Source organism: Bacillus sp. LNXM12-1, from assembly GCF_003004375.1.
GTDB lineage: Bacteria > Bacillota > Bacilli > Bacillales > Bacillaceae > Bacillus.
Window position 1 is genome coordinate 516,481 of sequence record NZ_PVWX01000001.1, and the last position, 26,302, is coordinate 542,782.

General features: G+C 43.5%; 16 protein-coding genes. 7 read left to right on the top strand and 9 right to left on the bottom strand.

Going from position 1 to position 26,302, the window contains the following annotated elements; translation table 11 throughout:
- Positions 1-19: 19 nt before the first annotated feature.
- Both nasC and nirB read right to left on the bottom strand, forming a co-directional pair.
- Positions 20-2,158 carry an assimilatory nitrate reductase catalytic subunit NasC gene (gene nasC / locus C6Y07_RS02630; protein ID WP_066030795.1) on the bottom strand — a complete coding sequence of 713 codons (2,139 nt, stop codon included), beginning with the start codon at positions 2,156-2,158 and terminating at the stop codon, positions 20-22.
- On the bottom strand, positions 2,155-4,413 hold the full coding sequence (gene nirB, locus C6Y07_RS02635; RefSeq protein WP_106072801.1) for a nitrite reductase large subunit NirB: 2,259 nt from the start codon (positions 4,411-4,413) through the stop codon (positions 2,155-2,157). The genes nasC and nirB overlap by 4 nt, the downstream gene beginning before the upstream one ends.
- 169 nt (positions 4,414-4,582) lie before the next feature.
- Between nirB and C6Y07_RS02640 the strand changes: the two genes are divergently transcribed.
- The gene (locus C6Y07_RS02640) at positions 4,583-5,785 is read left to right on the top strand and encodes a nitrate/nitrite transporter (protein ID WP_106156211.1); all 1,203 of its coding nucleotides are present in this window, start codon (positions 4,583-4,585) and stop codon (positions 5,783-5,785) included.
- A 62-nt stretch (positions 5,786-5,847) separates the two neighbouring features.
- On the opposite strand, the gene gltD is transcribed toward C6Y07_RS02640, so the two are convergent.
- The gene (gene gltD / locus C6Y07_RS02645; RefSeq protein WP_034660884.1) at positions 5,848-7,332 is read right to left on the bottom strand and encodes a glutamate synthase small subunit; all 1,485 of its coding nucleotides are present in this window, start codon (positions 7,330-7,332) and stop codon (positions 5,848-5,850) included.
- 16 nt (positions 7,333-7,348) lie between these two features.
- Positions 7,349-11,920 (bottom strand): glutamate synthase large subunit, encoded by a 4,572-nt coding sequence (gltB, locus tag C6Y07_RS02650; protein ID WP_106156213.1) that lies wholly within the window; start codon positions 11,918-11,920, stop codon positions 7,349-7,351.
- A 153-nt stretch (positions 11,921-12,073) separates the two neighbouring features.
- Between gltB and gltC the strand changes: the two genes are divergently transcribed.
- The 3 genes from gltC to C6Y07_RS02665 all read left to right on the top strand — a co-directional run bounded on the left by gltC (position 12,074) and on the right by C6Y07_RS02665 (position 16,630).
- Entirely contained in the window at positions 12,074-12,976 is a 903-nt protein-coding gene (gene gltC / locus C6Y07_RS02655) for a glutamate biosynthesis transcriptional regulator GltC (RefSeq protein ID WP_034660886.1), read from the top strand.
- A gap of 94 nt (positions 12,977-13,070) precedes the next feature.
- Positions 13,071-14,804: an ABC transporter ATP-binding protein gene (locus tag C6Y07_RS02660; RefSeq protein WP_060596520.1), complete on the top strand. Its 1,734-nt coding sequence runs from the start codon at positions 13,071-13,073 to the stop codon at positions 14,802-14,804.
- Positions 14,801-16,630: an ABC transporter ATP-binding protein gene (locus tag C6Y07_RS02665; protein ID WP_106031110.1), complete on the top strand. Its 1,830-nt coding sequence runs from the start codon at positions 14,801-14,803 to the stop codon at positions 16,628-16,630. Before C6Y07_RS02660 ends, C6Y07_RS02665 begins: the two co-directional genes overlap by 4 nt.
- A 49-nt stretch (positions 16,631-16,679) precedes the next feature.
- Here C6Y07_RS02665 and C6Y07_RS02670 read toward each other — a convergent pair whose 3' ends face one another.
- The gene (locus C6Y07_RS02670; protein WP_060596522.1) at positions 16,680-17,501 is read right to left on the bottom strand and encodes a MerR family transcriptional regulator; all 822 of its coding nucleotides are present in this window, start codon (positions 17,499-17,501) and stop codon (positions 16,680-16,682) included.
- Positions 17,502-17,591: 90 nt separating this feature from the next.
- Here C6Y07_RS02670 and C6Y07_RS02675 point away from each other — a divergent pair, with 90 nt between their 5' ends.
- On the top strand, positions 17,592-18,161 hold the full coding sequence (locus C6Y07_RS02675; protein WP_060596523.1) for a GNAT family N-acetyltransferase: 570 nt from the start codon (positions 17,592-17,594) through the stop codon (positions 18,159-18,161).
- A 63-nt stretch (positions 18,162-18,224) separates the two neighbouring features.
- Here C6Y07_RS02675 and C6Y07_RS02680 read toward each other — a convergent pair whose 3' ends face one another.
- From C6Y07_RS02680 to proC, 3 genes are read right to left on the bottom strand one after another with little or no spacing between them, the layout of a single operon-like run.
- A complete protein-coding gene (locus C6Y07_RS02680) occupies positions 18,225-19,493 on the bottom strand; it encodes a glutamate-5-semialdehyde dehydrogenase (RefSeq protein WP_106061624.1) in 1,269 nt (422 codons plus the stop codon).
- Between the two features lie 18 nt (positions 19,494-19,511).
- Positions 19,512-20,630 (bottom strand): glutamate 5-kinase, encoded by a 1,119-nt coding sequence (gene proB, locus C6Y07_RS02685; RefSeq protein ID WP_060596525.1) that lies wholly within the window; start codon positions 20,628-20,630, stop codon positions 19,512-19,514.
- Between the two features lie 27 nt (positions 20,631-20,657).
- The gene (gene proC, locus C6Y07_RS02690) at positions 20,658-21,455 is read right to left on the bottom strand and encodes a pyrroline-5-carboxylate reductase (RefSeq protein ID WP_066030788.1); all 798 of its coding nucleotides are present in this window, start codon (positions 21,453-21,455) and stop codon (positions 20,658-20,660) included.
- A 470-nt stretch (positions 21,456-21,925) separates the two neighbouring features.
- Here proC and C6Y07_RS02695 point away from each other — a divergent pair, with 470 nt between their 5' ends.
- Together C6Y07_RS02695 and C6Y07_RS02700 are read left to right on the top strand one after the other, a co-directional pair.
- Entirely contained in the window at positions 21,926-23,122 is a 1,197-nt protein-coding gene (locus C6Y07_RS02695) for a cytochrome P450 (protein ID WP_060596527.1), read from the top strand.
- A gap of 128 nt (positions 23,123-23,250) precedes the next feature.
- Positions 23,251-25,293, top strand: a complete 2,043-nt coding sequence (locus tag C6Y07_RS02700) for a molybdopterin oxidoreductase family protein (protein ID WP_106047918.1) — start codon at positions 23,251-23,253, stop codon at positions 25,291-25,293.
- 244 nt (positions 25,294-25,537) lie between these two features.
- On the opposite strand, the gene C6Y07_RS02705 is transcribed toward C6Y07_RS02700, so the two are convergent.
- Positions 25,538-26,221: a glycoside hydrolase family 11 protein gene (locus C6Y07_RS02705; RefSeq protein WP_034660895.1), complete on the bottom strand. Its 684-nt coding sequence runs from the start codon at positions 26,219-26,221 to the stop codon at positions 25,538-25,540.
- Positions 26,222-26,302 lie beyond the last annotated feature (81 nt).

The following is a 26,302-nucleotide window of genomic DNA, read 5'->3' on the forward strand; positions in this document are numbered from 1 at the left end:
ATGATTTCTCACATATTTTTTAATTCACATAGGCTGACAGCTCTACAGGACAATATTTAAAGCCTGGCATTTTACTGTGCGGATCTAGTTGTTCACTAATTAATTGATTAATGGATTGATGTTTACTCCAGTGAAATGGAACAAACACGGTATCTTTTCGAATGGTGTCTGATATGCGGCATCTCATGATGACACTTCCTCTTTTTGACTGGATGGTCACAAGCTCCCCGTGCTGAAGTCCATACGTTTTTGCTGTGTCAGGATGAAGCTCTGCATAAGATTCAAACTGCCGGGCAACAAGAGAGGTACTTTTTCTTGTTTGAACGCCCGTTTGGTAGTGAGCCATCACTCTGCCCGTCGTTAAATAAAGAGGATATTCTTGACTGACTGGTTCCTTTGCCACATTTTTTCCGTGTGTGACGACGGCAAACTTTGCTAAACTGTCAGAATGTGAGAATGCATGTTCAAATAATCTTTCGGTTCCTGGGTCTTCTAGATGCGTACAAGGCCATAATATGCCTTGCTCCTCCCTCAGTCTTTCATAGGTCATGCCTGAGTAATCCGCTTTTGCGCCTTTCGTTGCGGCTCTTAATTCTTCAAAAATCTCTTCTGCGGATGAAAAGGAGAAATAGCCGCTTTTGCCTAATACAGCTGCTATATCACAAATGATTTGCCAATCGTGTTTTCTTTGATGCTTAAGTGGATAGGTTGCTTCTCTAAGCGTAACGCGCCCCTCTACATTTGTCACCGTACCTTCATCCTCTAAATATGACGAAGTAGGTAAAATTACATCTGCCAGCGCAGCTGTCTCAGACATAAATAAATCAACAGCTACAAAAAAGGACAATTTCTTGATGGCTTGTTGAATAAAGCGCGCGTGCGGGCCTGACTGAACGGGGTTAGAGCACATTAAAAAGAGCGCTTTTATCTCTCCTTCCTGCATTTTTTCAAACATCTCAAAAGCAGACACGCCTTTTCCAGGGAGTTCTTTTTCATCAATGTTCCATATGTCAGCTATTTCTTTTCTGTGAGCAGAATTTGTGATATCTCGATACCCTGGAAGCTGATCTGCTTTTTGTCCATGCTCTCTTGCCCCCTGGCCATTTCCTTGCCCGGTTATTGCGCCATAGCCGCACCCAACGCGGCCGATCTTCCCAGTAACAAGCAGAATATTCAGGAAATTTCGCACAGATGCTGTCCCGTCTATTTGCTGCTCAATGCCTCTTGCTGTGAAAATCATGCCTGTCTTTTCTTGTGCGAATTTCCTTGCTATTTTCTGCAGAACTTCAATCATCACACCGGTTTGCTCAGCAATGTTTGAGAGGGACATGCGCGAGACGTGCTCCTTTAATTTTTGGAACCCTGACGTTCGAAGACGAATAAATGATTCATCTATTAAATGTTCATGAAGCATAATGTGCAAGATGCCGTTTGCCAGTGCAGCATCTGATCCTGGTTTCAGGCTGACATGTACATCGGCTAATTGGGCTGTCTGTGTTTTGCGCGGATCGATGACGATGAGAAATGCACCGTTTTTTTTCGCCTCTTCGACGTACGGCATGAAGGTTGGCTGACATTCTGCTATATTCGTTCCAACCAATATCAATACCCGTGTATGCTTGATGTCACTGAGAGGAAACGTAAGACCCCGGTCAAGTCCGAATGTTTGATTCGCCGCAGTTGCTGCTGACGACATACAAAGTCTCCCGTTGTAATCGATGTATTTCGTTTTCAGCGCCACTCTCGCAAACTTTCCGAGTAAGTACGCCTCCTCATTTGTAATAGATGCGCTTCCGTACACACTGATGGCATCATGCCCGTGTGCCATCTGAAGGGATTCCATGTTTGTTTTGATTTCATTAAGTGCCTCCTGCCATGACGCTTTTACAAATTGCCCGTTTCTTTTGATGAGCGGGTGATTCAAACGTTCTTTGTGCAGTGCGTGCTGGTGTGCATGCTGCCCTTTTATACAAAGTCTCCCGTGCGTAGTTGGATTGTGTACGCCAATCGTTTGATATCTGGTTCGTCCTTCCACATGCTGCTCTACTAGCTGCATTTTGCACTGCATACTGCAAAATGGACATTGGGATGGATACACTCGCTTTCGTTCTTCCTGCTCTGATATTTGCTGGGCATATCGTAAAAAAGACTGACTCATACCTTCACATCCTTTTGTCTGCTTTGGTCAAATTGTTCACAGAGCTCTTTTCTACTTTCCTCATCAAGCAATTTTTCTCGAATAGAAATGAGTCCATAACGGAGAAGCCAATCGCCGATGGATTCTTGAAAGTATGCACTTTTTCTATAATCTTCAAGCAGCGCTTTTAAAAAAGGGATCAGCTCACTTGATTGAGGCAAAGTGTAAAAAAGCTGGCCGGCCTTCGGCTGACATACGTCACCTCCTATATAAATGTTCCATTCCCCCAGCTGTTTCTTCATGCAAATGTCATATATTGGAGATAGTTTACACGTGCAGGAAGAGCCGGCGACATGAATAGAGGTGACGGCTGGTAAAAGTGTGTCTTCTACTTGTCTTTCAAACTCCATTACTAGTGCTGTGACAGCTGGATCGTGACTACAATCACATGTAAGGACATGAGATAGTCTTCTTTTTTCTTTCGCCATGATGGGCCAATGTTTTTTGACGATCTGTGCCGCCTGTTTTGACACGCCGATGAGCCGTATTCGTTTATGCTCTGTCAGCTCTGCCTGATCAATCAGTTTTTGTTCTAACAAAGACGTAATGATTTTCAGGAAATCCAGTTCAAGACGCCCTCCGTATAGCTGAGGCAACATGTCTTCTTGATCAGCATCGCTGATTTTTTCAATCGGTGATTGGAATTGCTCGAGATAGTATGGAATGGCAGACCTGCAGTTGCTGCAGCCGTTCTCCGTTTTCCAATGAAAATGTCTTCTGATTTCCTCCACATTCAGCAGCAGTTGCTTTTTGATAAACGAAAAAATGGTCTGCTCATCAGCTTCTGTACATGAACAAAAAGAGGCCGGCTCATCTATTTGTTCATGTGATGATAACTGACAGCAGGCACGGACGAGCTCTTGACAGCCGCCGCAGCCGGTTGCTGCCCCTGTTTGTTTTTGAACCTCTTCTAAGCTTGTCAGCTGATGGACGGATATGGTGTTCAAAATCGTCCCTTTTGTAACGCTTTGACATTGGCAGACGAGATCGTCCATTTTTAATGAATCTAGAGGAGATGGCTGCTCCTCATGAAGAGCTTTCATGACGACACTTTTATCACGCCCCACTTTCACATCTTGCAAAAGCTGATCGGCTTTCTCCAGCTCTCCAACTAATAAAAAACCTGTTAGTGCCTCGCGTTCAAAGACGAATTTTTTATACACTTCTTGCTCTTCATCTAAATATGTCACCACTGACGTATACGGGGAATGGAGTTCAATACATCCCGCAGAATAGATAGGCATGTCAGGTACTTTTAATTTTGTTGAGTAAATGGGATGAGGTACAGATGTAATTTGCTCGCCTAATAGATGATTGGCAAGTGCATTTGCTTGTTCATAAATGGGCTGAACAAGGCCATGCACCATTCCTTTATGCTCTGCACATTCCCCAATGGCATAAATATCTTGGACATTTGTTTGCATCATGTCATTGACGACAATGGCTTTTCGCGTATGAATGCCGTGATTTTTTGCAAGCTGTATGTTTGGACGGATACCTGTTGTGAAAACAACAAGATCAGCATCCACGATGTCGCCATTTTTCAATAGAACGCCTTCTACCCTCTCGTCCCCTAAGCATGCAATGGTATGGGCATTTGTTTTCACCTGGATGCCCTTGCGCGTTAATTGCTGCTGTAATAGACTAGCAGCCGTTTCATCTAATTGGCGCTGCATGAGCCACTCGGCATGATGAATGATGGTTGTCTCAAGTCCCGCAATCTGCAGGCCAGCCGCCACCTCTACACCAAGCACACCGCCTCCGACCACTGCTGCTCGTTGATAACGCATCGCATCCGCACAAATGGCCTCATAATCATCAATTGTACGAAAAGCATAAATCCCTTTTTTGGACACGCCCTGAATTGGAAGAAAATACGGCAATGATCCTGTTGCGATGACGAGCTTGTCATAGGGAATTTCCCGGCGCGCTTCTGTCATGATACACTTCTTGTTTGTATCGATATGGACGACTGTTTCCCCTTTGTACATGATGATGTCATGCGCGGTGTACCATTCTTTTTCCTTGAGTTCAATTTGAGATAATGAGTCGCTTTTTTGTAAAATCGATGAAAGTTTTATTCGATTGTAGGCAGGGCGCTTCTCTTTTCCAATAACTGTTATGGCATAGTGTTCTGGCTGTTTTTGAATCATCTGCTCGATACATTTCATACTCGCCATGCCGTTTCCGATAAACACTAGTTTGCGTTTTGCCATATGAAATCAACCTCTCTAAGCTTCTTGCCCAACACATTGTATGGATAGATTATGGCACATGCCTGTAAAAAAGTGTGTAATCATGTCAATTTTTCTAACATGATACTTTTATTACTTGGGATAACTCGCTATCTTTAAGTCAGAAAATTCAAAATAGAGGAGGCATTTTATGAAACTCTCAGAGTTAAAATCAAGTGGTCACCCTAAGACATTGCTAAGTTCCTTTTTATATTTCGATGTGAGCTTTATGATCTGGGTCTTATTAGGGGCACTGGGTGCTTTTATTGCGCAAGACTTTGCTTTATCGACTGCAGAGAAAGGCATGATTGTTGCCATTCCGATTTTATCTGGTTCTTTTTTTCGGATTGTACTTGGCTTATTCACCGATCGTATAGGACCTAAGAAGACAGCGGTAATTGGCATGCTTTTCACCACCATCCCGCTCATCTGGGGGTTCATCGCTGGTACAACCCTTTCCGAGCTCGTGCTGATTGGTATTTTGTTAGGAGTAGCAGGAGCAAGCTTTGCTGTTGCTTTGCCAATGGCAAGCCGCTGGTATCCTCCTCATTTACAAGGCGTGGCCATGGGGATTGCAGGTGCCGGTAACAGCGGAACACTGATCTCCACACTATTTGGTCCACGTCTTGCCGAGATTTATGGATGGCATGCAGTCATGGGGCTCGCCCTGATTCCGTTAAGTCTTGTCTTTTTGTTTTTTATTTTCACAGCAAAAAATGCACCAAATCAGCCCGCTCCAAAGCCGCTACGGTCGTATTTTTCAGTATTTCAGGTGAAATCGGCATGGTTTTTCTGCCTGCTTTATGCGATTACATTCGGAGGATTTGTCGGGCTTTCCAGTTTTCTCAGTATTTTCTTTGTGGATCAATATGGTATCTCGAAAATTCATGCAGGTGATTTTGTGACTCTTTGTGTGGCGGCGGGCAGCTTCTTTCGCCCCATCGGTGGTCTCATTGCGGATAAAATAGGTGGAATGAAAGTACTGCTTGGATTATTCGCAGTCATCGGCATCTGCTTAGGAGGGGTGAGCAGTCTTCCAGCTTTACCTTTGGTCATTACCCTTTTATTTACCGGGATGATGTGTCTTGGGATGGGGAATGGCGCAGTTTTTCAGCTGGTGCCTCAAGTATTTCATAAAGAAATTGGGATCGTGACCGGAATTGTTGGTGCTGCTGGGGGCATTGGCGGCTTCTTTTTACCTAATATTCTGGGCTGTTTAAAAGAAGTGACGGGCTCATATATGTTTGGCTTTTTGACCATTTCTCTTTTTGTTCTAGTTGTCTTTATTTGTTTAGTCATATCGCAGCTTAAACGCAAAAAAGTCATCATCAACCACACCATTTCTGAATCATAAAAAGCCATGACCACTTTTTGGCCATGGCTTTTCTTTATATGTGTAAACACCCTTTGTATGACCTATTTTGGCAGAACCGAACTCCCCATTAAATAACGGTCTACCTCGTGCGCCACTTGTCTGCCTTCATTAATCGCCCAGACAATCAAGCTTTGCCCGCGTCTTGCATCTCCCGCTGCAAATACGCCTTCTACATTTGTTGTATACTCCCCATACTTTGCGTCAATGCGATTGTTTTTGCTGTCCACGCCAAAGTGTTTCACGAGTGGCTGTTCAGTTCCCTCAAAACCAATTGCAATAAAGACTAGCTGAGCAGGCCATACCTTTTCTGTCCCTGGAATCTCATGAAATTCAAACTTCCCCTGTTCGTTTTTCACCTTTTCCATTTGAATGGTATGAAGCTCTTTTAATTTCCCATTTTTGTCTGCCACAATTTTTGTGGTTTGAATGGAATATTGACGCGGATCTTCTCCGAATTTTGCTTGTGCTTCTTCATAAGCATAATCCAGTGAGAAGACGTAAGGCTGTTCAGGCCACATGTTATCCCCTACACGTGTATCCGGAAGTTTTGGGTGCTTCCCGAACTGAACAACACTTTTTGCTTTTTGGCGAAGTGCAGTTGCGACGCAATCCGCACCTGTATCTCCCCCGCCAATGACAATGACGTCTTTTCCTTTTGCATCAATGAAGTTTTTGTCTTTAAATCCTGAATCAAGCATGCTTTTTGTTGCGAGGGTTAAATAATCCATCGCAAGGTGAATCCCTTTAGCTTCCCGGCCTTCAATCAACAGGTCACGCTGCTTCTGTGCACCTGTACAAAGGATGACCGCATCAAACTGTTCTTTCAGTTCGTCGGCAGTGACATCGACGCCGATTTCTGTGTTCGTTACAAAATCAATGCCTTCTTGTCTCAACAGTTTGACTCTTCGCTCCACCACTTCTTTGTCCAGCTTCATGTTTGGAATGCCGTATGTCAGCAGCCCGCCAAGGCGGTCAGACCGTTCGAACACTGTTACGGCGTGGCCTGCTTGGTTTAATTGATCCGCACTTGCAAGTCCTGCTGGCCCTGAGCCGACAATGGCAATCTTCTTGCCTGTACGGCTTGAAGGAATTCTTGGTGTGATCCATCCATTTTCAAAGCCTTTATCAATGATCGTGCGTTCGATATTTTTAATCGAAACGGCTGGATCATTGATGGCAACTGTACATGACCCTTCGCAAGGTGCTGGACATACTCTCCCAGTAAATTCAGGGAAATTATTTGTTTTTTGCAGCCTTTCGAGCGCTTCTTTCCATCTCCCGCGGTACACAAGGTCATTCCATTCTGGAATTAAATTGTAGATCGGGCAGCCTGAGACGCCGCCCCTGATCTCCATCCCAATTTGACAAAACGGTGTGCCGCAATCCATACATCTAGCGCCCTGCTTCTTCAATACGTCATCTGTATAAGGAGCTGAATATTCTTTCCAGTCATTTTGACGAGTGAGAGGGTCACGTTCATTTGGCTTTTCTCTTTTATAATCCATAAAACCTGTTGCTTTGCCCATTGTCCTCTCCCCTTTCTTAATGAGCGAGGGCTGCTTTTTGCCCGTTTGCCGTTTCTTGATTTTTCGGTTTTGTGTTTGCTTCAAAAGCGAACATGACCGCTTCTTCATGACTGAGGCCCGCTTGTTTTTGTTCTTCAATGCTTTGAAGCATCATTTTGTAATTTCTCGGAATAACTTTGATGAATTGATCCTTTTCTTGCGCCCAGTTTTCTAGAAGTGCCGATGCTTTTGAGCTGTTTGTATAATGAAGGTGCTCTTTAATCAGCTGTTTCACTTCTTGTTCTTCTTCATGATCTGTGAGCTTTTCAAACATGATCATTTCCATGTTGCACATTCTTTTGAACTGTTTCGCATCGGATGTATGGACGTAAGCTACGCCGCCAGACATGCCTGCGCCGAAGTTTTTTCCGACGTCTCCTAAAATGACGACACGTCCGCCAGTCATGTATTCACAGCCGTGATCACCGATTCCTTCAACGACCACATGCACACCTGAATTACGAACGGCAAAGCGCTCACCTGCACGACCGTTAATAAAGGCTTTTCCGCTTGTCGCTCCGTAGAATGCGACGTTTCCGACAATGACGTTTTCATGTCCATTTTGTACAAAGTGATCAGAGGTTTTGACCGCAATTTTGCCTCCAGAGAGTCCTTTGCCGATATAGTCATTTGAATCACCTGTTAAATAGAGAGACATGCCCTTTGGTACAAATGCGCCGAAGCTTTGTCCTGCGGAACCAGTGAACCTTAGTGTGATCGTATCCTCTGGCAAGCCTTCTTCCCCGTAGCGCTTAGACACTTCACTTCCAGTAATGGTTCCGGCCACACGGTTGATATTGCGAATATTCAATGATAGATCAACCGGTGTTTGATGATTCAGCGCTTCCTGTACATAAGGGAGGATTTCATTCATATCCAGTGATTCATCAATTTTATGATTTTGCGGTGTTCTGAATGTACGAGCTCCTTCTGGCTGATAAAGCAGTGTTTCAAGGTCTAGCTGCCCTGCTTTCCAGTGTGCTTTTGCTCGTTCACTGACTCTTAGAACTTCCGTGCGTCCAATTAATTCATCCATTGATGTAAAGCCAAGTTCCGCTAAGATTTCTCTTACTTCCTCTGCAATAAACATCATGAAATTCACAATGTGATCAGGGTTCCCCATGAATTTTTTGCGAAGCTCTGGATTCTGTGTAGCGACGCCGACTGGGCAAGTATCTAAATGACATGCTCTCATCATCACACAGCCCAATACGACAAGTGGAGCTGTTGCAAAGCCGTATTCTTCTGCTCCTAAAATCGCAGCCATGACAACATCGCGTCCAGTCATTAACTTGCCGTCCGTTTCAAGAACGACTCTCTCGCGAAGACCATTTAACACAAGGGTTTGATGTGCTTCTGCCAAACCGAGCTCCCAAGGAAGTCCTGTGTGTTTAATACTCGTTTTCGGCGAAGCTCCTGTGCCGCCATCGGATCCACTGATCACAATGACATCCGCCGTCCCTTTTGCTACACCTGCTGCAATCGTCCCAACGCCGGCTTTAGACACAAGCTTGACGCTGATGCGGGCATCACGGTTCGCGTTTTTCAAATCATGGATCAGCTGCGCCAAATCCTCGATGGAATAAATATCATGATGCGGCGGTGGTGAAATCAATCCGACGCCTGGTGTAGAGCCGCGTACATCGGCAACCCAAGGGTATACTTTATTTCCTGGCAGCTGTCCGCCTTCTCCAGGTTTTGCTCCCTGCGCCATTTTAATTTGGAGTTCATCTGCATTGACCAAATAATGACTCTTTACGCCAAAGCGTCCGGAAGCAATTTGTTTAATCGCACTTCTGCGCTCATCGCCGCGTTCATCAACTGTAAAGCGTGCAGGATCTTCTCCGCCTTCTCCGCTGTTACTTTTACCGCCAATTCGATTCATGGCAATCGCAAGCGCTTCGTGCGCTTCTTTACTTAAAGATCCAAATGACATGGCACCTGTCTTGAATCGGCGCACGATGGATTCAGCAGATTCAACGTCTTCCAGACGAACTGGCTTTTGTTTTGGCTGGAAAGAAAATAAATTTCTGAGGAAGCCGATTCTTTCTTCGTCCGCTGCCTTTGTATATTGCTTAAATAGATCGTAATCTTCATTGCGGCATGCCCACTGAAGCGTATGGATCGTTTTTGGGTTAAAGGCATGGTGCTCTCCATTTTTTCTCCACTGGAAATCACTGCCTGATTCGAGTGTTTGGTCAGTCGCTGCCTGATACCCTGCTTCATGACGGAGTTTTGCCTCGTGTGCAATGGTCTCAAGATCAATCCCGCCAAGCTGAGAAGCTGTTCCCGTGAAATACGCCTGAATGACATCTTCACTAATGCCGACAGCTTCAAAGATTTGCGCTCCTCTATAGCTTTGCACAGTGGAAATTCCCACTTTAGACATGACTTTGACGACACCTTCGGTCACGCTTTTACCAAACTTTGTGACTGCTTCATCAAAGCTGAAAGAGATCGCTTCATCTGCAATCAACTGTTTGTACGTTTCATACACAAGATAAGGATGGATCGCATCTGCTCCGTAGCCAATCAGTGCGGCAAAATGATGGACCTCTCTGACTTCTCCAGATTCAACGATCAGACTAACCTTTGTCCGTAAGCCTTGGCGTACAAGATGCTGATGCAGTGCACTGAGCGCTAGAAGCGGTGGAATCGGCACTTTTTGTTCTGTCATTTCACGATCTGAAAGGATTAATAAAGATACGCCTTCGCGGATCGCTTTTTCCGCCTCTTCAAACATCGCATCCAATCCGCGCTTTAAATCATCGGTGAATAGAGTATGAATCGTTTTGCTTTTAAAGGCATTATGAACAATCGTTTTCAAGCCGTTAAATTGTCCACTCGTTAAGACCGGTGTATAAAGTTTAATTCTTCGGCATGAATATTCATTCGGATGTAAAATATCTCCTTCAGCACCCAACCAAGTCATGGTAGATGTCACAAGCTGCTCACGAATAGCATCAATCGGCGGGTTCGTCACCTGTGCAAACAACTGCTTGAAATAATGAAACAGAGACTGCGCACGATCTGATAACACAGCAAGCGGTGTGTCGCTTCCCATTGAACCGATTGGGTCTTTACCTTCTTCTAGTAAAGGAATTAAATATTTTTGAATGTCTTCGTACGTATAATGGAACGCACGCTGACGAGTCAATAAATCATCCATTATACTAGAATTTTCTGAATTTTCTTCTGAGCGATTGACATGAACCATTTCTTCATCAAGCCATTTTTGATAAGGAAGTTCATTCGCAATCGTCGATTTCACTTCTTCGTCAGAAATAATTCGTCCTTCTTCTAAATCGATTAACAGCATTTTGCCCGGCTCGAGACGGTCTTTGTATTTGACATCCTCTTCATTTGTGTCGATCACGCCGACCTCAGAAGAGAAAATGATATGATCATCATTTGTGACGTAATATCTTGCCGGTCTTAATCCGTTTCGGTCTAAGATGGCACCGATTTGTTTACCATCTGTAAAGGAAATGGCTGTTGGTCCATCCCACGGCTCCATGAGAGAGCTATGGTATTCATAAAATGCCCGTTTCTCTTTCGGCATGTGCGTGTTTTCAGTCCAAGGCTCTGGAATCAGCATCATCGCTGTATGAGCAGGTGTACGGCCTGCAAGCACAAAGAATTCAAAGGCATTGTCTAGAATGGATGAATCACTTCCGTCTGCATTCAGCACTGGCAAAATCTTGTCTAAATCGTCTCCGAAAGCTTCAGATACGAATTGTTGTTCTCTTGCTCTCATCCAATTGATGTTTCCTCTTAATGTGTTGATTTCACCGTTGTGAATCAAGTAACGGTTTGGATGGGCTCTTTCCCATGTAGGAAATGTATTTGTACTAAATCGTGAATGAACAAGTGAAAATGCAGAAACAAATGTTTCATCCTGAAGATCAAGATAAAAAGCATCGACTTGATCTGATGTTAAAAGCCCCTTGTATACAATGGTTTGACTCGACAAGCTGACAAAGTAAAATTGCTTTTCCTCTGCTGTTCCCCAGTTCTCAGCCTGCTTACGAATGACATATAATTTTCTTTCAAATGACAAACGATCTGTGATGTTGTCGTTTGCCCCGATAAAGACTTGCCTCACAACGGGACAGCTCTTCGCTGCGACAGTACCAATTTTCCCGGCATCGACAGGGACTGTTCTCCAGCCAATTAATGTTTGACCTTCTTGTTTAATGAATCCGTTGATTTTTTGCTCGATGGCTTGACGCGTTTTCTCGTCATCCTCTTTTGAAAAGAAGACCATTCCTACCCCGTAACGGCCCTTTTCAGGAAGTGCAAAGTCTTTGCAGTTCTTTCTAAAGAAAGCGTCTGGCAGCTGTACCATTAAGCCGGCACCATCACCTGTATACGGATCACTGCCTTGCCCGCCGCGGTGATCAAGCTGGCACAGCATTTGTAATCCCTTTTTGACGATGCTGTGTGTCGCTTCCCCTTTTAAATGAGCGTACAGTCCGATTCCACATGCATCATGTTCAAATTCAGGACGGTAGAGACCTTGTGGTTGTGGTAGTTGATTATAAGTCATCGTTTCTCTCCCCCGTTTAAAAGATCCGTTTTTTCACAGTCATAAAATCTCACAAACTCTGTAACTTATTTTAAGTTTTCAAATTAATATAAACAATATATAATTTAGATCAAAACAATCTCTTTTTGAGATAGATGGGTGTGAAGTGTAAAAATGGAGCTTCGTCAGTTACGTTATTTTGTAGAAGTCGCAGACCGTGAGCACGTGTCAGAAGCGGCTGAAAACTTACATGTCGCCCAATCTGCTATCAGCCGGCAGATTGCGAATTTAGAAGAAGAACTTGGAGTGGCCTTATTCGAACGAGAAGGCCGAAATATCAAATTAACGAAGATCGGCAGACAATTTTTAGATCATGTCAGAACGGCACTAAAAGCCATTGATTATGCGAAAGAGCAAATTGATGAATACTTAGATCCGCACAAAGGAACGGTGAATATCGGCTTTCCTACAAGTCTAGCAAGCCAAGTGCTTCCTTCTGTCATTTCCGCCTTTAAGCAGGAATATCCAGAGGTCGATTTTTTACTTCGTCAAGGATCCTATAAATTTCTCATTGAAGCTGTAAAAAATCGAGATATTGATCTCGCCTTTTTAGGACCCGTACCGACAAACGATCCTCAAATAGAAGGAAATATTTTGTTTTCAGAAAGCATTTATGCCCTTTTGCCGGTTAGCCACCCCTTTAGCGGACAAAAGAGTATTCATTTAAGTGATTTAAGAAAGGATCATTTCGTGTTATTTCCTGAAGGGTATGTGCTGAGACAAATTGCAGTTGATGCTTGCAAGCAGGCAGGCTATAAGCCAACCATTTCATCTGAAGGAGAGGATTTAGACGCCATTAAAGGTCTTGTATCAGCGGGTATGGGCGTTACCTTATTACCCGAAAGCGCCTTTTATGAAACCACACCGCGATTTACAGCGAAAATTCCGATCGATTTTCCGCAAGTGAGAAGAACGGTTGGAATTATTGCGTCTAAGTCACGAGAAATGTCACCTTCTGCTCATGATTTTTATGTGTTCGTGAAGGATTTCTTTTCTAAAATTGAACAATATAAATAATTTATTAAAACAGGACATTTCATTTGTGGAAATAATCCCTCTTTGTATATGATGGGTTACAGAACAACACACTTTATGGAAGAAAGGTATTCGTATGAAATCAATTTTATCGTTTTTAAAGCCGTATCGGCTGTCCGTTGTGTCCATTGTTATCCTCACCTTTTTAAGCAGCATGCTCCAGCTGTATTTACCGACGCTTACGGCAGATATCGTCGATGTCGGGATCGTCCAAGGAGATATTGCTTACATATGGAAGGTTGGCGGCTGGATGGTGGCCTGTTCTTTACTTGCCATCTTGCTCACGATCTGGAAGTCCTACTTGTCATCAAAGACTGCACTTGGCTTCGGGCGTGATATGAGAAGACAGCTGTTTGTGCATGTCGAACAATTTTCACTAGAAGAATTTCAAAGGATCGGGACGTCTTCCTTTATTACAAGATCAACAAATGATGTGAAACAAGTCCAAGATGTCACGATCATGATCTTACAAATGATGACGAGAGCACCGCTCATGCTTGTGGGCGGAATTATTTTGGCTGTATCCCGAGATGCTGTCCTGTCTCTCATCTTTTTAGCAGCTCTTCCCCTTCTTGGCGGATTTATCTATTTGGTATCGAGAAAAGCCATTCCATTATTCGGCCAGCTTCAGAAGAAAACAGACCGGCTGAATTTAATTATGCGAGAATCTCTTTCAGGCATCCGGGTCATTCGTGCTTTTAACCGTGTAGATGATGAAAAGGAGCGTTTTCAAGAAGCCAACACATCCTACAAGGATACTGGCCTTAGAGTCAACCGATTAATGGCTTACTTGTTTCCATTTATGCTGATCATCATGAACTTCACGAATATCGGTATTGTCTGGCTAGGTGCAAACCGAATTGATGCCGGAGAGATGGAAGTTGGGAATCTCATTGCTTTCATTCAATATGCGATGATGATTTTAATGGCACTTATTATGCTGTCGATGAGCTTTATTATGGTTCCAAGAGCACAAGCATCAGCTAAACGCATGAACGAAGTGTTAAACATGGAACCGAAGATTAAAGACAATGAAGGAACTGTTACTGACCTGCGCGCGCCAGCCCAATCCATTCGTTTTGAGGATGTGTCATTTTATTACTCAAATGCTGAGAAACCGGCAGTTCAAGACATTACGTTTGAAGCCAAAACTGGCGAAACGACAGCTATTATCGGAAGTACAGGTTCAGGGAAAACCACCCTTCTCCAGCTGATGACACGCTTTTATGAAGCAACAGATGGCCGGATTACACTAGATGGTGTAGACATTAGAGAGCTGCCTCAGGAGAAACTAAGAAGCCAGATGGGCTATGTCTCTCAAAAAGCGGTTTTATTTAGCGGCACCATTGCCGATAATGTGCGTTTTGGCAGGCAGGATGCAAGCGATGAAGACGTCTGGCAGGCGCTGCGAACGGCGCAGGCAGAAGAATTTGTTTTGCAAAAAGATGGCGGAATCAATGCGGAAATTGACCAGGGTGGATCGAATCTATCTGGCGGTCAAAAGCAGCGTCTTTCTATTGCAAGAGCGCTAGTGAGAAAGCCGTCATTTTATCTGTTTGACGATAGTTTCTCAGCACTTGATTACAAAACAGATGCGAAGCTTCGGGCATCATTAGAAGCCGAAAAAGCACATGCAGCCCTCATCATTGTGGCGCAAAGAATCAGCACAGTGAAGCATAGTGATAAAATCATCGTACTAGATGATGGGAAAATCGCAGGTATCGGAACACATGAACAATTACTGAAGGACAATCTTGTCTATCAAGAGATTGTTGCATCCCAGGAAGGTCAGGAGGTGGAGCGAGGATGAGTAAGAAAATGTCTTCCGGCATGGGCCATAAAGGCGGCCACCCTAGAGGACCTGTCGCAAAACCGAAGGAATTTAAGAAAACACTGCTTCGTTTGATTGGTTATTTAAAACCGAGGAAAATTCAATTGATCATTGTCTTCATTGCAGCGATCGGTTCAACCGTCTTTAACGTCATTAGTCCAAAGCTGCTAGGGGATGCCACCTCTTCCCTGTTTGACAGCTTTACTCAAGGAACAGCTGTTCAATTTGATGTCATTTCACGTATTTTATTACTGCTTGTCGCGCTATATGTCATTGCCTCTCTCTTTTCATTCGTTCAGCAATATGTGATGGCGGGTGTCTCCCAACAGACCATTGCTGAATTACGGCAAGAAGCAAATGACAAGCTCACACGTCTCCCCCTTCGGTATTTTGATAAAACAACCCATGGGGACACGCTGAGCCGTGTGATGAATGATATCGATAATATTAATACATCGCTTCAGCAGGCACTCACCCAAGTGATTACATCTGTCATTACGGTCATTGGGATTGTCGTCATGATGCTATTGATTAGTCCGCTGCTTACCTTGCTTGTTTGTTTAACACTGCCGCTCAGCCTGTTTGCGATTCGCGGCATTACGTCATTTTCTCAAAAGCATTTTAAAGCGCAGCAAAAAGAGCTCGGGATGATCAACGGACATATTAATGAAATGTTCTCAGGGCATCAAACGGTTCGAGCGTATGGCTACGAAAAGAAAGCGATTGATACATTTGATCAATTAAACGAACAGCTGTATGAATCATCGAGGAAAGCGCAGTTCATTTCTGGTTTAATGATGCCACTGATGACGTTTATCGGGAACCTTGGCTATGTGGCAGTCAGTGTAGCCGGCGGTATTCTTGTCATTAATGGGAATATTCGTGTCGGAGATGTGCAGGCGTTTATCCAATACACGCAGCAAATGTCTCAACCGCTCGTGCAAGCATCAAGCGTCGCCAACTTGGTTCAATCAGCGATTGCTTCTGCTGAAAGAGTATTTGAAATCCTGGATGAGGAAGAAGAAAGCACTGAAGTAGATGCAGCAGTTGATCTTGAATCACTTTCAGGCGATGTGAGCTTTGAACAAGTTCAATTTGGATATGAAAAAGACCATCCGATTATTAAAGATTTGACTTTAGATGTGCAAGAAGGTCAAACGGTTGCCATTGTCGGACCAACAGGCGCTGGAAAAACAACCATCATCAATCTTTTAATGCGTTTCTATGAATTAGATCAAGGCTCTATCCGCATCGGCGGCGTCAAAACAACTGATCTTAGCCGTCAGCAAGTACGCGACTTATTTGCGATGGTTCTTCAGGATACGTGGCTTTTTGAAGGAACGATTCACGACAATATTGCCTATGGCAGGCAGAACGTCTCAAAAGAGGATGTCATCAAAGCCGCCAAACATGCTTATGCTGATGACTTCATCCGCACACTACCAGACGGATATGACACACTCTTAACAGAAGATGCCGGCAATCTGTCCCAAGGTCAGCGCCAGCTGTTAACCATCGCCCGTGCGATTTTATCTGATCCAAAGATCTTGATATTAGATGAAGCGACGAGCAGTGTGGATACACGGACAGAGATGCACATTCAAAAAGCGATGAATGAATTGATGAAAGGCAGAACGAGCTTCGTCATTGCACACAGGCTGTCGACGATCAAGGATGCAGACCTTATTCTAGTCATGAAAGATGGCACCATCATTGAAAAAGGAACGCACAGTGAACTCTTGAAACAAAAAGGCTTTTATGCAGACTTATATATGAGCCAATTTTCGGAGAATCAAGTGGGTTAAATATAAAGAGAGGATAGACACGCGCTCATGCGGTCTATCCTCTTTTTTGTTAATCAGCTCGCTTTTTCACTTTTACACTGAGTTTCGTTATATACTCTGCTTCATCTTTAGACATGAGTGAATGAAGCAAATACTCCTCAAATACATCTCCATCCAGCATCATTTCCTCTTTCTCGATTTCATCTAACAAGCGCGAATAAGCAGATTCAATCTCCTCATATGATCCTTGATCATACATCACCGCATAGAGGCCGGCAGGTTTTTTAACTGCTCCCGGCGCTTCCATTCGGCAAAACAGCCGATCTGACTGATGATAGTGACGCTGAAGAAACTGCTCCTTTTTTAAGACAGCACCATTTGCCGCAGCACCTTTTATACCAATTCCCTTTAGAAATTTTCCAACAATACGTGATATTTCTTCTACGGATGTATTCATGTCAATTGGGTTCGATGCACTTAATACAACAGGTTCTTCTGGCATCTCTTGAAACTGAACCTCCCCTATTTTTATAGATGATAGTTCTTGCGTCGTCTCCATCACCCGCATAAGAAAAGACTGGATATCTTGAAGTTTTTCAATCTCTTGTTTGACCTTTTCTATTTGTTCGGCTGCTAGGCTTTGAAGCCTTTCGCGGGAAGGCTCTGTAAAATATTGTTTTAACTCTTTTATCGGAAATTGAACAGCTCGAAGGGATTGAATCGCTATAAAATGATCAAATTGCTCGAGTGTATAGTAACGGTACCCATTTTCATGGACACCAGCTGGCTTAAATAAATCAATTTTATCGTAATAAAACAGGGTATCTTTTTTTACATCAAATAGCTTGGCAAATTCTCCAGTGAAAAACGTTTTTTGCACATCATTGATCATGATTAAGGCTCCTCTCTTGACTATGGAGTTACTCCACCCTTTATCATGATAACATGCAGAACCACCACTACGCTGGGAAAGGATAAAAATATGAACAACATAACTCAACATGAAGTGACATTAGCACATGCAAATAAAGAGGATTTCCCTTTTATGAAAAAAGAGCTGCAGAAAGCTTTTACAGCTGGCGTGATCGACGCATTTGGCGATGCGCATGATGGACCGATTCCTCCAGATGAAGTGATTGATGAATCTTTTCAATCAAATGAACACATTGTTTATCATATTATGCTAAATGGTGAAAAGGCAGGCGGCGTTGTCATCAAAATCAATCAAGAGACACAGCGCAACTCAGTTGACCTGTTATACATTTCTTCGTCCTCACACGGAAAAGGCATTGGTCAGGCAGCATGGAAAGCCATCGAGGCGCAATATCCAGAAACGATTGTTTGGGAGGTTGTGACCCCCTATTTTGAAAAACGCAACATTCATTTTTATGTCAATAAGTGCGGCTTTCAAATTGTTGAATTTTATCACATGAAACATCCAGATCCGAACGCACCTCATGCAGATGATCAAGAAAATGAGCTTTCAGCACCTGAGGAATTTGAATTCTTTAAATTTGAGAAAGTCATGAAGAAAACTTGCTCTAGCAAATGAAAATCTTCATCATACACTAAAAAACACTACCCCATAAAAAAGGTAGTGTTTTTTGCATCTCTTCTAGCCTCTAATCTGGCCATCGCCAGATAGAAGCAGCTTCGTTGTCGTGAGTGCAGGAAGTCCCATTGGACCTCTTGCATGCAGTTTTTGAGTGGAGATGCCAATTTCAGCCCCATATCCAAGTGCGCCGCCGTCTGTAAAGCGGGTAGATGCGTTATGATAAACCGCCGCCGCATCGACTGCGTTTAAAAACGTGAGTGCCTGCTTTTCATCTTCTGTCACGATGGCTTCTGAATGTTTTGTACCGTACTGATCAATATGGTGTATGGCTTCCTCGATTGAATCGACTACCTTTACTGCAAGATCAAGACTTAAATACTCATCTGTCCAGTCCACTTCCTCAGCAGGAATGGCGTTTGAAAAATGAGACATTGCTGCCTCGTCACCATGTACAGTGACATGGTGCTCCAGCAGAGCTTCATTCAATGATGCAGCATTCTCTTTCAGCCAATCGCGATGGATGATCAGCGTCTCAAGTGCATTACATACAGCCGGACGATTCGTTTTTGCATTGATGACAATCTCAATGGCTTTTTTTACATTGGCTGTTTGATCAATAAAGACATGGCAGTTTCCTGTCCCTGTTTCAAGGACGGGAATGGTGGATTGTTCAACCACTGTTTTGATTAAAGAAGCTCCCCCTCGCGGAATTAAGACATCGATCCATTCTTTTAGATGGAACATCGCTTGAACCGATGAACGGTCTGTTTGTTCAATCAATTGCACCGCATCACGCGGAATCTTTGTTTGATCTAATGTTTCATGAATGACACGGACAATGGCTTTGTTGGAAGAAATAGCGGAGGAACCGCCTTTTAAAATCACTGCGTTGCCTGCCTTGAGGGCAAGCCCTGCTGCATCGACAGTGACGTTCGGTCTCGCTTCATAGATCATCCCGATCACGCCGAGCGGTACTCTTCGGCTTTTCACGTGCAAGCCGTTTTCAAGAGTCCATTCATCCAATATTTCTCCAACAGGATCTGTTAATCTCGTCACAAGCCGTAAGCTTTCCGCAAACTCATGAATTCTTTCTTCATTTAACATTAAACGATCCAAGAGTGCCTCTGAGAAGCCCTTTTCCTTCCCGGCATCTACATCCTTTTGGTTCTCCTGTAAAATGAAGGTGCTTTTTTGTTCTAACGCTTCTGCTAGTTTAAGCAGCGCCTCGTTTTTATCCTCTGTATGAAGTAAACCTAGTTTTTTTGAAACGTGCTTTGCTTTTTTTGCTTTTTCTTTGACCGATGTGACAACTTCAGCTGTCAGTGTCATGGAATTCCTCCCTTTTGGTTAGCAAACTGGTATCGATAATTCTAAATGACAAACAAACGCTTCAAGATCGACGACATGAACCACTTCATCCTGTAACGAGTCACTGCTCAGTGCAAGTTCGTCAGCTGGGTAATTCACAATACCAAGCCCTATTTCTCTACCATCTTGATCTAAAATACGGACGACATCGCCTTTTTTAAACGAACCCTTTACATTGACAATGCCATCGGAATCAAGGCTTTTCTCGCGGTGCATGAGGTGCTCCTGTGATTTTTTTTGAACAACGATCTCGCCTTTTGGTCCAGAATGAAAGGCAATCCACTGCTTCTTGTAATTCAGCGGAGCTAAATTTTCATCAGCCGTAAAATAAGTGCCGTCCTCTGTCCCATTGATCGCTTTATCTAAAATGTGAGGCGTATCCGCTTTTCCTAAAAAGCCATTGATGCCAGCGGCCATGGAAATTTTAAACGCATCGAGCTTTGATTTCATTCCGCCTGTGCCCACACTGCTGCCTGCATCTCCAGCCGCTGCTTCGATGTCTTCTGTGATGTCTGTGACTTCAAGAATTCTCTTTGCATTTGGGTTTGTATGCGGGTTATCTTCATACAAGCCATCAATATCAGATAAAATGGCAAGGAAATCCGCATCAATCAATCCAGCTACTTTTGCAGACAATGTATCGTTATCTCCGAACTTCAGCCGATTGATCGTCACTGTGTCATTTTCATTAATAATTGGGATGATGCCTCGATCTAATAACACATTCATCGTGTTGCGTACATTTTGATAGCGCGTTTCATCTGAAAAATCACTTCTTGTGATTAAAAGCTGTGAGGCAATATAACCGTGTGATAAAAATAAAGTAGAATATGATTCCATTAAAAGGCCTTGCCCAATTGAGGCAGATGCCTGTTTTTCCGGCAGTGTTTTGGGTCTATCGATAAATCCTAGTTTTCGGTAACCAGCTGCAACCGCACCAGATGAAACCAAAATGACTTCGTGTCCTGCATCTTTGAGTTTCACAATTTGATTGACGAGGTTTTCTAGTTTTTTTAAACTAATCTCCCCTTGAAAGCTAGTAAGCGAGCTGCTTCCGATTTTCACAACAATTCGTTTTCTCTCTTTATCTGCGTACACCTTATCACTCCTGTACCTGAGCTCTATTTATATAGATACTTTTTGTTTTTGCTGATTGCTGATCTCTTTTGATCGATTAGCAGCATGTTTGACGGCCTGCTTGATCGCTTCTCCACCGCCAAAATCATCTAATGCATTCAATCCAGCAGCCGTTGTTCCATTTGGTGACGTAATTTTCTCTCTTAGAGTAGAAGGGTCTTCTTCTGTTTCTTGCAGCATTTTCGCAGCACCGAGAAGTGTCTGCGCGCCAATTTGACGAGACAATTCCTTAGATAAACCTGCTTCTTCTCCTGCTTCTTCGATTCTCTCCATTAAGAAATAAAAATAGGCTGGGCCGCTTCCGGCAATTCCAGTGAAAATATCCATTTGCTCTTCCTGAATGGTATAGACTTCGCCCATTTCAGATAAAAGAGCCTGACTCATGCTGATATGGTCGTCTTTCACATAACGTCCAGCACATAAAGCGGTCGCTGAAGCCCCAATCGTACTTGACGTATTGGGCATCACCCTCATAACAGGCTGCCCTTCATGCAGCATATTTTCAATATATGATTGCTTAACGCCTGCAAGGACAGACATGATCAGCTGGTCTCTCTGAATATGAGGTTTTAACGATTCAAGTGCTGTTTCAGCATCCTTTGGCTTCATGGCCAGGATCAACATATCCATTTCTTCAAAAGGAAAAGAATCCATTGTGGCTGTTTGTATTCCGTATCGTTTCGTTAGTTCATTCAATCGATGTTGATTTTGTCTGTTTGTTGCGTAAATTTGGCCTAGCGGCATCTGTCCTGATCGCACAATCCCTGCAATCATTCCTTCCGCCATAGAGCCTGCTCCAATGAAAGCAACTTTCTTTTGATCAATGATATGGATCCTCTCCCTTGTTCGCTTTTTGTTCGTGTTTTTCACACGTTAGTTATCGTAACATGATGAGAAATCGTGTCAAGAAAGAGCTAGTGCTTTTCAAAAGTCCCGATTGTATAGCGAACCGCTTGCTATATGTATGCTGACTGCGCTTTTACGAAACAACAATTTAGATCAAAAGAACTATTCGAATTAGCATCATAGTACCCTTTCTTTCGACTGAATTCCCCATTTTATTTTTGATTCGGTGACTTCAATTCTATTTTTTAGAAAGCGCTATCATTTTTAATGACTTTCTATTTTCCTATACGATGAATGTGCTTGAATCTTCCGATTAGACTATTGACATATTTTAGAAAACATGTCCGTTGAAATGACATTTTACTGGTGATACGGTGAAAGAGAAACCAAGTGAAAAAGGAGCGTTCATAATGAAAGTGAAAGAAAACTATGTCAATGTCATTCCAATGAAAGAAATCCGTTCTACCGATGACCTTCTTTTCCCATTCCCTATTTACAATGAGCTACGTGCGCAGAGTGATATGAGATATGATGAGACAAGAAAGTGCTGGGATCTCTTTCGATATGCGGATATCCAATCTGTTCTCAAGCAGCCGAAAGTGTTCTCCTCACAGCGAGGAAGAAGCACCTCGAAAACGAGTATTTTAACAATGGACCCTCCAAAACATACAAAGATGAGAGCACTCGTGAATAAAGCATTCACGCCAAAAGCGATCAAGCAATTAGAAGGTAAGATTAAAGACCTGACACATGACCTGCTGCAACAAGTCAAGGATCAACGTACGTTTGATATCGTGCAAGATCTAGCAGCTCCCCTTCCTGTGATGATTATTGCTGAGCTTCTCGGTGCAGAGGTAAAAGATAGAGATCTGATTAAGAAACATTCTGATGCCCTAGTGGCAGGTGCTAAGGATGAATCAAAAGAAGCCATTCAGGCAGTTGTCGATATGCAGAAACGCGCAGAGGAAGAGCTGTCCGCTTATTTTGCTCACTTAATCCAAAAACGAAAAGAATCCCCTGCTGATGACCTGATCTCACTTCTCATTCAAGCGGAAATCGATGGTGAGCGTTTAACCGAGAATGAACTGCTTGGCTTTTGTATTCTATTACTTGTTGCTGGTAATGAGACAACGACCAATTTAATTACAAATGCAGTACGACTGCTTACAGAGCAGCCGCATATCGCCGAAGCAGTACGGCAGGACCCCTCTCTTATTCCTCAATTGACCGAGGAAACATTACGCTATTACCCGCCTGTTCAAGCCATTGGGCGAATCGCGGCCGAGGATGTGGAGATTGCAGGCTCAAAAATTGAAAAAGGTGACTATCTCATTAGCTGGGTCGCTTCTGCAAATCGCGATGAACAGAAATTTGACGATCCAGATACGTTCCGCCTTGACCGGAAATCAAATCCTCATATGAGCTTTGGCTTTGGCATTCATTTTTGTCTCGGTGCACCGCTTGCCCGCCTTGAGAGCAACATTGCCCTTGAGGTTTTACTCCAGACGTTTCAAGACATCACCTGTGCGGCAGATCAGCTAAAACCCATTCAAAGCACATTTGTTTTTGGGGTAAAAGAATTTCCTGTACAGGTCACCCGTTTTTAAAAGTCCCTTTTGAGGGGCTTTTTCATTTTCTTCAATTCATCATCTCTTTCTTACCTTCCATCTCCGAACATGCTAAAATAAAGTCCATACAAAGTGATAACGGATTGCAGAAAGGGAGCCAAAAATTCATGACCGATTATACAGCAATGAAAGACGGAATATTCAAATCAGTTTGTTCGTTAGATTGCCCGGATCAGTGCGGTCTTTTGATACATAAAGAAAATGGAAAGATCGTAAAAGTGCAGGGAGATCCAGACCACCCAGTTACCCAAGGCAACATATGCAACAAGGTGCGGAATGTCACAGCCCGTTTATATGATGAAAAACGGCTGACCACTCCTTTGAAACGTGTTGGACGCAAAGGCGATGGTCAATTTGCACCGATTACGTGGGAAGAAGCCATTGAAACCATTCGTCAAAAATGGACAAAGCTGATTGAAGAAAAAGGTCCAGAAAGTATTCTGCCTTACAGCTTTTATGGGAACATGGGCAATCTGAATGCAGAAGGCATGGACCGCCGCTTTTTCTATCGTCTTGGTTCAAGTCAGTTAGACCGGACCATCTGTCAGTCAGCAGGAACGACTGGCTATAAATATACAATGGGTGCAAGCATCGGGACAGACCCAGAAGACACCATTCATACGAAACTATTTATCTTTTGGGGCATCAATGCTGTGTCGACCAATATGCACCAAATCACCCTCGCACAAAAAGCGCGAAAGCAAGGAGCAAAGATTGTCGTGATTGATGTTCACAAGAACCAAACCGGACGGATGGCAGATTGGTTTATTCCGCTTCGACCTGGTACTGACAGCGCACTTGCCCTTGGCATCATGCATGTCCTTTTTAAAGAAGGACTGACAGATGAAGCCTTTTTAGAGGAATATACAACCGGTCATAAAGAGCTGCGCGAGCATGTGAAGCAGTATGATCCAGACACCGTTGAGGGTATCACTGGGGTTTCTAAAGAGGACATGCTTACACTTGCGAGAATGTACGCAGAGACATCGCCATCTCTCATTCGCATTGGCAATGGTTTGCAGCACCATGATAATGGCGGGATGAGTATTCGAACCATTTCCTGCCTCCCTGCCCTGACTGGTCAATGGCTCTACAAGGGCGGCGGTGCGATGAAATCAAACTCTTCTTTTCTCAGCTATAATGAAACCGCTCTTCAGCGGCCGGATCTATTAAAGGACCGCACGCCTAGATCATTTAATATGAATCAGCTAGGCAGTGTGCTGACGAATGCAGCGCCTTCCATTGATTCACTCTTTGTCTACTCGTGCAACCCAGCCGTTGTGACACCTGAAGCAAATAAAGTAAGAGAAGGTTTGCTGAGAGAGGACTTATTTACAGTGGTTCATGACCTATTTCTGACAGAGACAGCTGCGTATGCAGACATTGTCCTGCCGGCAACATCCGCTTTTGAAAATGAGGATTTCTATACATCATACTGGCACCATTATATTCAAATTCAAGAGCCGGTGATTGAACGCTATGGAGAAAGTAAATCCAATACGGAAGTGTTCCGCCTGTTAGCCCATGCGATGGGCTTTGAAGATGAAGCCTTCCGCGAGACAGATGCGGAGCTCATGGAACAAGCCCTTCACCATCCGGAAAATCCGCATTATGAGGACATTTCGTACGAAGCATTAAAAGAAAAGAAATGGATCAAAGCAAAACGAGGACCTTTCCAAGACTTAAAGCTCTCTACTCCAAGCGGGAAAATTGAGCTTTATTCTGAACAAATGAAAAAAGACGGCTATCCAGCACTACCAACCTATGTGCCCCTCTATCAGGAAAGCGATTATCCGCTTACCTTTATACCGGGACCGAATCATAATTTTCTTAACTCGACCTTCTCACTTCATGAAAAGCATCAAAAGCTTGAGAAGTTTCCTAAGCTTCATATGAATGAACAAGATGCAAAGGCAAGACAGATTGAAGACGGTGACATGGTGCGTGTGCTGAATGACCGGGGAGAATGTGAGCTGGTCGTGTCAGTCGGTCAAAATGTATTATCTGGTGTTGTGGTCAGTCAAGGATTATGGGCTGATCAAAAAGGCAAAAAGCATTTAGTCAATGGATTAACACCAGATCGCTTGGCAGATATGGGCGGCGGCGCGACGTTCTTTTCTGGCAGAGTGGAAGTTGAAAAATTATCATAGACAGAAGAAAAGCCAGCAAAAACTGCTGGCTTTAGATTGTTGACAAAGTGCTAAAATGATTTTTATTTTAGCACTTTGTCTTCTTTTCAGCGTGATAGAAAACCTTTGAAGTCTAGGAAGGGCGAGCACTGGCGCGGAGCGAATTTAACATTCGTGAGCACCAGCGCGCAGACCTGACAACGAATGCGAGGGTTTGTCTACACGCTGAAGCCAGCAAAAACTGCTGGCTTTTTTTCATTTGATTTTATCGAATAATCAGCTGGTTGGTCATCACATTTGCACTTCCGTTGCTTCGGTAGCCTTCTACAGTTAATGCTGTTTCATACATTTTCCCCATTGGCATACCTAGGCTTTCCCATTTTCTGAAATGCTCACTGACGGATACAGTTCCGCTCGTACGTTTTGTTTGACGTACACTCCAATATTGCTTAAAGGTAGCATCCCCAATAATAGAAGGCTGGTTGACACGTAGCGTTTCATAAATGTCATATGTGCCTCCATCGGCATAAAATGACCCTTTATACGTTCCTGTTGGGCGATATGTGCCCCATGACTCAACAATGTAGTATTCAGCTAATGGAGATTGTGTCCAGCCATAGACACATAAGTAGGAATTCCCGCCTGGGTTAAAGGCTGCGTTGTAATTGATGGAGATGTTGCCAAGTTGATGATGAGTTTTAGTGGAATCAAACTTCTTCCCTTTTCGAAACAAAGCATTTCCAATATTGTTCCATTGTGCGCTAAATGCTCCGCCATTATTGAGTGTCATTGAGGTATTTCCGTAATCCTTCCATAATTCAAAATCGTATCCGCTGTGTGTGCCTATTCTATTATCATAAATCGTTTCCGCATGAGCTGGTACAGCAGTCAGTGTCAGCACAAATCCAATACACATCACAAACAACAGCCTCAATCTTTTCAAATTCATTTTTCATCCCTCTCCTTTTTTCATTCATATTATTCTGCCTTCTCTAAGATGAAACGAGCCCATCACCTCCTTTCATGTAAC

Bases quoted from the DNA above. Each gene is read 5' to 3' on its own strand.
- nasC (WP_066030795.1), bottom strand. From the start codon at position 2,158: ATGAGTCAGTCTTTTTTACGATATGCCCAGCAAATATCAGAGCAGGAA.
- nirB (WP_106072801.1), bottom strand. From the start codon at position 4,413: ATGGCAAAACGCAAACTAGTGTTTATCGGAAACGGCATGGCGAGTATG.
- C6Y07_RS02640 (WP_106156211.1), top strand. From the start codon at position 4,583: ATGAAACTCTCAGAGTTAAAATCAAGTGGTCACCCTAAGACATTGCTA.
- gltD (WP_034660884.1), bottom strand. From the start codon at position 7,332: ATGGGCAAAGCAACAGGTTTTATGGATTATAAAAGAGAAAAGCCAAAT.
- gltB (WP_106156213.1), bottom strand. From the start codon at position 11,920: ATGACTTATAATCAACTACCACAACCACAAGGTCTCTACCGTCCTGAA.
- gltC (WP_034660886.1), top strand. From the start codon at position 12,074: ATGGAGCTTCGTCAGTTACGTTATTTTGTAGAAGTCGCAGACCGTGAG.
- C6Y07_RS02660 (WP_060596520.1), top strand. From the start codon at position 13,071: ATGAAATCAATTTTATCGTTTTTAAAGCCGTATCGGCTGTCCGTTGTG.
- C6Y07_RS02665 (WP_106031110.1), top strand. From the start codon at position 14,801: ATGAGTAAGAAAATGTCTTCCGGCATGGGCCATAAAGGCGGCCACCCT.
- C6Y07_RS02670 (WP_060596522.1), bottom strand. From the start codon at position 17,501: ATGATCAATGATGTGCAAAAAACGTTTTTCACTGGAGAATTTGCCAAG.
- C6Y07_RS02675 (WP_060596523.1), top strand. From the start codon at position 17,592: ATGAACAACATAACTCAACATGAAGTGACATTAGCACATGCAAATAAA.
- C6Y07_RS02680 (WP_106061624.1), bottom strand. From the start codon at position 19,493: ATGACACTGACAGCTGAAGTTGTCACATCGGTCAAAGAAAAAGCAAAA.
- proC (WP_066030788.1), bottom strand. From the start codon at position 21,455: ATGGCGGAAGGAATGATTGCAGGGATTGTGCGATCAGGACAGATGCCG.
- C6Y07_RS02695 (WP_060596527.1), top strand. From the start codon at position 21,926: ATGAAAGTGAAAGAAAACTATGTCAATGTCATTCCAATGAAAGAAATC.
- C6Y07_RS02700 (WP_106047918.1), top strand. From the start codon at position 23,251: ATGACCGATTATACAGCAATGAAAGACGGAATATTCAAATCAGTTTGT.
- C6Y07_RS02705 (WP_034660895.1), bottom strand. From the start codon at position 26,221: ATGAATTTGAAAAGATTGAGGCTGTTGTTTGTGATGTGTATTGGATTT.